Annotated in this window: 7 protein-coding genes and 1 riboswitch; of the genes, 6 read left to right on the forward strand and 1 reads right to left on the reverse strand. The window is 38.3% G+C overall.

Annotation, left to right across the window (positions count from 1 at the left end; genetic code table 11):
• Positions 1–85: 85 nt before the first annotated feature.
• The gene (locus ACOVQ4_RS14650) at positions 86–2,383 is read right to left on the reverse strand and encodes a GH92 family glycosyl hydrolase (RefSeq protein WP_421821372.1); all 2,298 of its coding nucleotides are present in this window, start codon (positions 2,381–2,383) and stop codon (positions 86–88) included.
• Between the two features lie 388 nt (positions 2,384–2,771).
• A riboswitch (cobalamin riboswitch) is annotated at positions 2,772–2,975 on the forward strand.
• A gap of 163 nt (positions 2,976–3,138) precedes the next feature.
• Here ACOVQ4_RS14650 and ACOVQ4_RS14655 point away from each other — a divergent pair.
• From ACOVQ4_RS14655 to cobT, 6 genes are all read left to right on the forward strand, one after another.
• Complete coding sequence (locus tag ACOVQ4_RS14655) at positions 3,139–5,106, forward strand: TonB-dependent receptor plug domain-containing protein (RefSeq protein ID WP_421821373.1); 1,968 nt, start codon at positions 3,139–3,141, stop codon at positions 5,104–5,106.
• A 63-nt stretch (positions 5,107–5,169) separates the two neighbouring features.
• Entirely contained in the window at positions 5,170–5,766 is a 597-nt protein-coding gene (locus tag ACOVQ4_RS14660; protein WP_421821374.1) for a DUF6580 family putative transport protein, read from the forward strand.
• A gap of 273 nt (positions 5,767–6,039) precedes the next feature.
• Entirely contained in the window at positions 6,040–6,972 is a 933-nt protein-coding gene (locus ACOVQ4_RS14665; RefSeq protein WP_421821375.1) for an ABC transporter substrate-binding protein, read from the forward strand.
• Between the two features lie 98 nt (positions 6,973–7,070).
• The gene (locus ACOVQ4_RS14670) at positions 7,071–7,577 is read left to right on the forward strand and encodes a bifunctional adenosylcobinamide kinase/adenosylcobinamide-phosphate guanylyltransferase (RefSeq protein WP_421821376.1); all 507 of its coding nucleotides are present in this window, start codon (positions 7,071–7,073) and stop codon (positions 7,575–7,577) included.
• 29 nt (positions 7,578–7,606) lie between these two features.
• Positions 7,607–8,314 (forward strand): diphthine--ammonia ligase, encoded by a 708-nt coding sequence (locus ACOVQ4_RS14675; RefSeq protein ID WP_421821377.1) that lies wholly within the window; start codon positions 7,607–7,609, stop codon positions 8,312–8,314.
• Positions 8,311–9,351: a nicotinate-nucleotide--dimethylbenzimidazole phosphoribosyltransferase gene (gene cobT / locus ACOVQ4_RS14680; protein ID WP_421821378.1), complete on the forward strand. Its 1,041-nt coding sequence runs from the start codon at positions 8,311–8,313 to the stop codon at positions 9,349–9,351. The genes ACOVQ4_RS14675 and cobT overlap by 4 nt, the downstream gene beginning before the upstream one ends.
• The last annotated feature ends 411 nt before the right edge of the window (positions 9,352–9,762 follow it).

Genomic DNA, 9,762 nt, shown 5'->3' on the forward strand with positions numbered 1-9,762 from the left:
TATTTTAAAAAGCCCTAGATAAAAATGAATTCATTTTTATCTAGGGCTTTACCTTATCTTAAAATTAAAAGAAGATAAGAATCAATTACTTCACAAATGAATAAGGAATGTCTGTTTCCAATACACCTCTGTTTGTCGCTGGGCTTGACTGCATCAAGAAATCTAATGTGGCTCCTTTTTGCAAATCGTTGTGACTTAACCAGTTTTTAGAATAGTCTTTACCATTCCATTTTAGATTTCCGATATACTTGTTATCAGCACTGTTATTTGGCGCTTTGATGACAACCTGTTTGCCATTTTCAAGTGATAAGGTTACTTTTTTGAATAATGGAGCACCCAATACGTATTGGTCTGTACCTGGACAAACAGGGTAGAAGCCCATCGCTGAGAAAACATACCAAGCTGAAGTCTGACCGTTGTCTTCGTCACCACAATAACCATCTGGCGTTGGCTGATAGAGTTTGTTCATTACTTCACGCACCCAATATTGCGATTTCCATGGCTGTCCTGCGTAATTGTACAAATAAGGCATGTGCTGAATAGGCTGATTGCCATGTGCATAATTACCCATATTCATAATTTGCATTTCACGAATTTCATGAATCACAAAACCATAATATGAGTCATCAAAAACGGGTGGAACTACAAAAACAGAATCCAACATATTAGCAAATTCCTTTTTACCACCCATCAAATTTGATAATCCATTGATATCATGGAATACACTCCAAGTATAATGCCAAGAGTTCCCTTCTGTGAAGGCATCGCCCCATTTGAAAGGGTTAAATGGGGATTGGAAAGTGCCGTCAGCATTTTTGCCACGCATCAATTTGTGACTTGGGTCATAAAGGTTCTTGTAATTTTGTGAACGTTTAGCAAATCGTTCTAATTCCGAAGCAGGCTTGTTTAATGCTTTTCCTAATTGATAAATACAAAAATCATCATACGCATATTCGAGTGTACGAGCAGCATTTTCGTTGATTTTTACGTCATAAGGCACATATCCTAAATCATTGTAGTATTTTACACCTTTACGACCTACCGATGACAATGGCCCTTCATTTTCACTGTTTTTCAACATGGCTTGATAGAGTGTTTCGACATCAAAACCTCTTATGCCTTTGATATAAGCATCAGCGATCAACGATGCTGAGTTTGAGCCAATCATACAATCGCGGTGTCCGGGACTTGCCCATTCTGGAAGGAATCCACTTTCCTTGTAGGCATTTACCAATCCTTCCATAATCTGTGAGTTCAAATTACGATGCATTAGGTTAAAGAATGGAAACACGGCGCGGAAGGTATCCCAAAATCCATTATCAGTAAACATATAACCAGGCAATACTTGACCATTATATGGGCTATAGTGAACTACTTTCCCTTTGGCATCTAGTTCATAGAATTTTCTTGGAAAAAGCATCGTACGATACAAACACGAGTAAAAAGTGCGAGTTTGGTCTACACTACCTCCTTCTACGGCAATTCTTGAAAGAGCTGTATTCCAAATGCCTTTTCCTAGATTTTTAATCTCTTCGAAAGATTGGCTTCCTACTTCTTTTAGGTTTATTTCAGCTTGTTCAAAACTGATAAAAGAAGAAGCAATTTTAGCAGTTACTTGCTCACCACGCTTTGAAATTTTGAAGCCAACAACAGCACCTACGTGGTTATCTGTAACAGACAATTCGTTCGCAAGTAATTCCTTTGCTTTCCAAACAGATTTGTAAGTAATAGGCTTATCAAATTGGATGATAAAATAGTTCTTGAAGTTTTCTGGAACTCCGCCACTATTTTTGGTCGAGTAACCAATAATCTGATTTTTTTCAGGAATAATTTTTACAAAAGAACCTTTGTCCAAAGCATCAATTACTACGAAAGCACTGTCAGTTTTGGGAAAAGTAAAACGCATGACCGCCGCGCGCTCGGTAGGTGTTATTTCGGTGGTCACATCATGATCGGCCAAATACACACTGTAGTAATAAGGCTTGGCAATTTCGGCTTTGTGCGAAAACCAGCTTGCACGTTGGTCTTCCTGAAAGCGAATTTTTCCCGTGATTGGCATAATCGCAAACTGACCATAATCGTTGATCCAGGGACTAGGTTGGTGAGTTTGTTTGAAGCCTCTAATTTTGTCGGCATCGTAGGTATAAGCCCAACCATCGCCCATTTTGCCAGTTTGTGGCATCCAGAAATTCATCCCCCAAGGCAAAGCGATAGCAGGATAGGTATTTCCAGTAGAAAGACTAGGTTTTGAGGCTGTCCCCATCAAGGGATTTATCCATTCTACGGGGTCGTTTACTTTTTCAACAGTTTGGGCTTGTGTGCCAAATGCCAAACTACCAAATAAGAGTGTTAAGATTTTTGAGTTTTTTAGAAAATGGGTCATTTTTTTAAAATTTCAGGGAGTAAAAAATGGTTGACTATAGAATTAAGGTAAAATATTGAGATTGGCTTTGAAGTTAACAGATTTGTTTGAAATGATTATACCCATTTGCATGAAGGACCAAAAAATAAAAGTTTGTTACATTCTCGATTTTTTTGAGTAAATTAAAGATGCACTTATTTTAAATCTATAAATCTTGCTAACAATTAAGTAATTTTACTTATTTTATTATTAATAATAAATACTCAAATTTGTAACATCAAAGTGCTTTTAAATGAAACAAGACTTTCGAGAGCCACCATTGTGGTTATCATAATAATATTTGGTGTAGTTCGGAATAGCGTATCGATTTAGTTGATACGCTATTTTTTTTGTCCTAATTTTTTCCATAACTTTGCCAACAGTTTATGGTGCTTTAGTTTTTCCCAGCAAAAACCTCAAAGCTTAATAGGGAATCAGGTGTGATACCTGAACTGTCCCCGCAACTGTAACACTCAATCGTGTCAACTCAATCCTCATAACCACTGAATTTATTTCGGGAAGGTTCGAGTTTGACGAGTGAAGTCAGGAGACCTGCCATAGATTATTCTTGATAGGCGCTTACGGAGGATGAGCAAAAATCGAGCGTTCGCAAAGTATTTTCGCTTTTTTTATTGACCATTATCAACATTTTTGAACAGTTCTCTGTGCTGCATTTTGCGGTATTGGAATGAATGTTTTGAAATGGGTGAATAAAAAAATGGAAGTTCAAATTCTAAATGTTTTATTCTTCAAAGTTATTTCCATCAGTGGTATTGCTTGCCTTATGTGCAAGTGTAGAAAGTATTGCCCAAAATTCAGAAAAGACTCAGGTGCTTGATGAGGTGATTGTTAGTACCAACAAATATCCTCAAAAGCAGTCGCAGTCAGGAAAAGTAGTAACAGTAATTGATGCGGCTACGATTCAACGTAGTAAAGGTAAAACTGTAGGCGAGTTGCTAAACCAGCAAGTTGGACTTACGGTTATTGGTTCTCAAAATACACTTGGCACAAACCAAGATTTGTATTTGCGTGGCGCTGGCGCTGGCTATACCTTGATTTTGGTCGATGGTTTGCCTGTATATGACCCCTCTGGTGCGTCTACGTCGTTTGACATCAACTTGATTGCAATCGACCAAATCGAGCGTATCGAGATTTTGAAAGGTGGTCAGTCAAGTTTATATGGTTCTGATGCTGTTGCAGGCGTCATTAATATCATTACTTTAAAAAATAGTGGTAAAAAATTAGGTCTCAGCGGAAGTTTGGCTGGTGGTAGCTATGATACCTACCGCGCAAGTGTAAATGCAGGTGGTCAGTACAAAAAAACGACCTATGGTTTGTCATGGAATGGCACAAAATCAAACGGTATTTCTGCGGCTAAACAGCCTGAGACTGCCAAAACTGCTTTTGACAATGACGGATTCAAGCAAAATAATTTTCAGGTAAAATTGGGTCAACAAGTGGGTGAAAACTTAACCTTAAGAGCTGATTTGATGAGTAATTATTACAAGACAGACTTGGATGCAGGGGCTTTCAAAGATGAAAAAGACTATACTTTTGAAAATAAAAACTTGCTTTGGTCTGTTGGTGGGGCATATCAATTGAAAAATGGCAAACTAACTGTCAATTTTCAGCAAACTAACGGTCAAAGGGTCTATGTCGACGATTCGGCACATGTAGAGGCTGGCGCTTTTGCTAACTATTCTTATGGCTATTATCGTGGTGTAGCAAGATTTGCGGAGGCTTATTATGCTCATACATTTTCTGATAAAATCAAATGGGTATTAGGAGTTGAAAATCGTTGGCAAAATACTGACCAAACCTATTTGTCTATCAGTAGCTACGGCCCTTATGAGAGCCCAGCGATAAAAGCGTCTACTGCCAATACCAGTTTGTTTAGCGGCTACACTTCTTTGAATTTACAAGACTTTAATGGCTTTGGTTTAGAGCTTGGTGGACGCTACAACAATCACTCTATTTATGGTAATAATTTTACGTATAACCTAAATCCGTTTTATTGGATTGGCGATAGATTAAAAGTATTAGCTACTTATTCTTCTAGCTACAAAGCACCTTCATTATACCAGTTATTTTCTCCTTACGGTAACGAAGCATTGAAGCCAGAGGTAGGCAAAACTGGCGAAATTGGTGCTCAGTATTTCAGTAAAAATCACCAATCATATATTCGTGGGGTGTACTTCAATCGCAATATCAAGGATGTGATTGCGTACATCAGTATCAACCAAGACCCGTGGGGACGCTATGTAAATTTGAGTCAGCAAAAAGATCATGGTTTCGAAGTTGATGCTCAATTAGGTATTGGTAAAGCACAAATCAAGGCCAATTATACTTTTGTAGATGGTGAAGTTACTACACAAGTGGCAGGAAAAGATACGACTTACGCTAATCTTTTCCGTCGTCCAAAACATTCGGTTAATGTAAATGTGGCTTACCAGATTTTGAAAAATTGGTCGGCACAGTTGGCACTTCGTTCAGTAAGCAAGGCTAGCAGTGGTCCTTACGACGATGCTAAAGTTATTCTAGGAAATTACACAACATTAGATTTTTATACAGAGTATCAAATCAACACGACGATTAAATTATTTTTTGATTTGAAAAACCTTACAGACAAGGAGTTTTCGGACGTACCTGGCTACAATACTCGCCGTCGTAATTTCATGGCTGGAGCAGTATTTAGTATTCACTAAAAGGCAAGGCAAGGTAGAAAGCACTGTTTTTCTGCCTTGCTAACAGTAAAAACGATTACAAACATGACAAAAACACAACTAAATCCACGTGTAAGTCTGCTACTATCAATTGTGATTTTGGTAGGAACAGCACGCCTGATTAATGCCTCGTGCCTCAATCCTTTGAGCAATTTTACGCCAATCGGTGCAATGGGCTTATTTGGAGGTACGTATTTTTCTCAACGCTGGAAAGCCTACGCTTTTCCATTATTGACACTTTTATTTTCTGACCTTATCATCAATGGGATGATTTACGGTGGCAAATACGGTATTATGTACAGTGGCTGGATGTACAATTATGCCATTTTTGCAGGAATTGTATTATTAGGAAAAGTTTTGATGAAAAAAGTAAATATTCAAAATTTCCTTTTGAGTGGTGTGGCGGCATCGGTGGGCTTTTGGTTGTTGGTTGACTTTGGTGTGTGGTTTGGCGGAGGCATGGATATTCGTACTGGTGGGCCACTTTCAAGAGATTTGAACGGACTAATCCAATGCTATATCCAAGGGTATCCGTATATGCTCAATTTCCTAGCAGGAACCTTGGGTTACGGTGCCGTGATGTTTGGCGCTATTGAATTTGCAAAAATAAAATTACCCAATATTGCCTTTGAACAAGCTTAGTATTTAGTTCTGAAAAATCTGGTTAATTTTTCAAAGTAACGTGCTTTAATTTCTCAATCAAACCTATAACCTATTGATTAATATATTCGGATCAAAATAGCATAGTTCTCACCTTTTTTTAATAATGAATAGTAGTTTTCGAATAAAAATTTTTAATAATCATTAGGTATTAAGCGATATGCCCTAGGCTAAGAGTCTAATAGTATTTCTTTGAAAACCACAGAAATAATTGCTGAAAGCTGATAGCCAAAACCCCAAAGCCATTTATTTAATATGAGAGCCTGTTCTTTTTTACCAGCTGCCACCCAAATGATTTATGATATGAATCTACAAAGTCATTTGTATGGTGTGACTTTTGAGTGTAGTACCCAATCTCGAAGCGAAAAGCCTATCGTGGTGCGTTGCGTGTTGGAGGATAACAACTACACGAGCGATGAGATTGATAAAATCTTTTCTTCCTACAAAGCACAAGGAAAAAGCTTGTATTATGTAGAGCAAGAGCGATTGGAAAAAGCCGCTCCTGATGTAGTTTTTACACAGGACGTTTGTGAGGTTTGTCAGATAGATACCGTGTGTACGGCAAGTGCGGTAGCTCAATTGCCAAAGGTGCCAGAATTGGTGGCGCTCACACCCAAAAATCTCAAGAATGTCTTTGATTGTGCTATTCAGATTGCAACAGCTTTGGGCAAAGAAGAGGCAGCCTACGAGTATTTATCCAAACTCAACGCTAGAATAGATGCTGTGATTGACACCCTACGAAAACACAAGGCGCCTGTTAGAAGAGTGAGTCTGTTAGAATGGATTCAGCCCGTATATAATTGTGGGCACTGGATACCTTACCAGATTGCTTTTGCGGGAGGAATAGATATGCTCAGCAACCCTGCGGGCTACAGCATTGTCACTGATTTCGATAAAATAAAGCGTTATAATCCAGAGGTTTTGGTAATTGCGCCTTGTGGATTCGAAACCGAACGCGCTAGAGAGGAGTTGTTCCTGCTTGAAAAACAACAGGGTTGGGAAGAGCTTCAAGCTGTTCAGAATAAACAAGTGTATTTGGCTGATTTTGATATGTTTACTCAACCAAGTGCCTCCACTTTGGTCAATGGGATAGAGGTATTGGCGGCATTATTTCATCCAGAAATTTTTGAAATTCCAGCACATTTAAAACACAAAGCTGTAAATATTTACGAATCAGTATTGGTATAAATAGAAGTGTTGAGTTTAGAGTGTCAAAATGTCTCTACCTAAAAAAATGAAATTCCAAATGCTGAAAGCCCCAAGCCAACAGCTATAAATATAATACCATGATTTGGATGATTACTGGCGGTGCCAGAAGTGGAAAAAGTAGCTACGGACAAAATCTAGCGCTCAGTTTTTCTCCATCCCCAACGTACCTTGCTACAGCAAGGCATTGGGATGGAGATTTTGAAAAACGAATCGAGCGCCATCGTGGCGACCGTGACGAGCGTTGGACCTTGATTGAAGAAGAAAAAAATATCAGTAAAGTAATTGAAGCCGAAAAAGTGTATATGATTGATTGCGTAACACTTTGGTTAACAAATTTTTTTATTGATGAAAAATATGATGTTGAGGCTTGCCTAATCAAAGCAAAACAGGAAATTGATGAATTAGCAAAGCTTAATGCTATCATTATTTTCATTACCAATGAACTAGGGATGGGCGTGCATGCAGAAACTGATATAGGTCGAAAATTTGTAGATTTGCAGGGATGGGTCAACCAATATCTTGCTCAAAAATCAACAAAAGCAACCTTGATGATAAGTGGTATTCCCGTACAGATTAAAGATTGAAATCGATTTTGCTTCGCAACTAACTGATTATGACAACACACAGAGCGCTTATGAATTGGTCGGGAGGTAAAGATTCGGCATTGAGTCTTTATCATGCGCTTAAAGACCCCAATTTGAGTGTCGAGACGCTTCTTACCTCGGTTAATGACTCCTTCAAACGCATTTCTATGCACGGAGTACGTGAAGAATTACTCCAACAGCAAGCCCAGAATATTGGTAAACCTCTTGTTACTCTTCGCTTACCCGAAACTGTTTCGATGGAGGAATATCAGCAACGAATGGCAGAAACACTTAATCCTTTATTGGCACAAGGAATTACCCATTCTATTTTTGGCGATATTTTTTTGGAAGACCTTCGCAAACATCGAGAAGAACGTTTGGCTCAGCAAGGCATTACGGGTGTTTTTCCTATTTGGAAAAGGGATTCGATGGAATTGTTAGAAGAATTTTGGTCTTTAGGTTTTCAAACGATTGTCGTGAGTGTAAATGGTAATCTTTTAGATAAAAGCTTTTGTGGTAGAATTCTTGACAAAGATTTTGTCATTGACCTTCCACCCAATATCGACCCTTGCGGTGAAAATGGAGAATTTCATACATTCGTTTTTAAAGCACCCTATTTTAGTCAAGAAATTAAGTTTGAAATAGGAGAGACCGTCGACAAGACCTACGAATACAAGGATGCAGCCCTCAACATGCACCGCACATTATATTACTTTACAGATTTGATTCCTTTATGAAAACTTTCCATATCCCCGTGCCAGATTCATCTATTTTAGAGGCTATTCAACATAAAATAGATTTCAAAACCAAACCTGTAGGCGCATTGGGGCAATTAGAAAAACTTGCTTTGCGAATTTCGCTGATTCAACAAACTTTAAATCCTTCCTTACAAAAACCTCATTTAGTTGTATTTGCAGGTGACCACGGTGCAGCACAAGAGGGTATCAGCAAATATCCTCCTGAAGTGACCTATCAGATGGTCATGAATTTTGTACAAGGTGGTGCTGCAATTAATGTTTTTTGTCGTCAACATAACATAACCTTAGAGGTGGTAGATGCAGGCGTAAACGGTACTTTTGATAAAAATCTGCCCATTATTCATAATAAAATTCCAAATACTTTTGGTACCAATAATTATTTGAAAGAACCTGCCATGAGTATCAAGGAAGGACAAAAGTCCATTGATAGGGGAGCGGCACTTATTCAAAAGATTTTCGAAAATGGATGTAATATCATTGGTTTTGGAGAAATGGGGATTGGTAATACCTCCTCAGCAAGTCTGATTATGAGTAAAATTTGCAAATTACCATTATCAGAATGTGTCGGCCGGGGAACAGGTTTGGATGACCAAGGCTTGAAAAATAAACTTCAACTTTTGCAGAAAGCTCATGATTTGCATCGGAAGTTAGATACCCCACTAAAAGTATTGACGGCATTTGGTGGTTTTGAAATTGCTCAAATGGTAGGAGCTATGCTACAAGCTGCCGAACTAGGAATGATTGTATTGGTCGATGGCTTTATTGCCACTTCTGCCTATTTGATCGCACATCAAATAGAACCCAATATTTCGCACTATGCCGTTTTTTGTCATCAATCCGACGAAAGTGGACATAAAGCTATGTTGGATTATTTAGGGGAAAATGCCTTATTGAAACTAGATTTACGCTTGGGAGAGGGTTCGGGCTGTGCATTGGCGTATCCAATTATTCAATCTGCCGTAAATTTTATGAATGAAATGGCAAGTTTTGAGTCAGCAGGGGTATCGAATGTTTAGCTGTAGGCTTTTGGCGGTCAGCTTTAGGCAGTATGCTAAAAGTATAAAAGTGTTTCTAATGAAATTATGATTACATTTTTTCCTAATGCCTACAGTAAATTAGTGCAAAATAAAATTTAATTTTTGAGCTTTAGGCTTTAAGCTTTGGACATTCGGCAAAAACATTTCTATTGTTACAGAAAAACATTTTAACACTCTGTGCCTTGTGCCTGTTCCCCTTATGCCTGTTGCCTTGTACCTATTCCCTTGCGCCTAAATCAGAAAATTAAATTATCTTATGATCATGCTAAGTCGACAGTTTCATATTTTTCTAAACGCCCTCATGTTTTATACCCGTATTCCTGTGCCCAAATGGATGAAACATGATGAAGATATGCTCAACCAAGCAACAGTATATTTTCCAGTAATTGG

This window comes from Flectobacillus sp. (assembly GCF_049240685.1).
Lineage (GTDB): Bacteria > Bacteroidota > Bacteroidia > Cytophagales > Spirosomataceae > Flectobacillus.

Coding starts and splice junctions, on each gene's coding strand:
- ACOVQ4_RS14660 (WP_421821374.1), top strand. CDS start 5,170: ATGACAAAAACACAACTAAATCCACGTGTAAGTCTGCTACTATCAATT.
- ACOVQ4_RS14670 (WP_421821376.1), top strand. CDS start 7,071: ATGATTTGGATGATTACTGGCGGTGCCAGAAGTGGAAAAAGTAGCTAC.
- ACOVQ4_RS14665 (WP_421821375.1), top strand. CDS start 6,040: ATGAGAGCCTGTTCTTTTTTACCAGCTGCCACCCAAATGATTTATGAT.
- ACOVQ4_RS14675 (WP_421821377.1), top strand. CDS start 7,607: ATGACAACACACAGAGCGCTTATGAATTGGTCGGGAGGTAAAGATTCG.
- cobT (WP_421821378.1), top strand. CDS start 8,311: ATGAAAACTTTCCATATCCCCGTGCCAGATTCATCTATTTTAGAGGCT.
- ACOVQ4_RS14650 (WP_421821372.1), bottom strand. CDS start 2,383: ATGACCCATTTTCTAAAAAACTCAAAAATCTTAACACTCTTATTTGGT.
- ACOVQ4_RS14655 (WP_421821373.1), top strand. CDS start 3,139: ATGTTTTATTCTTCAAAGTTATTTCCATCAGTGGTATTGCTTGCCTTA.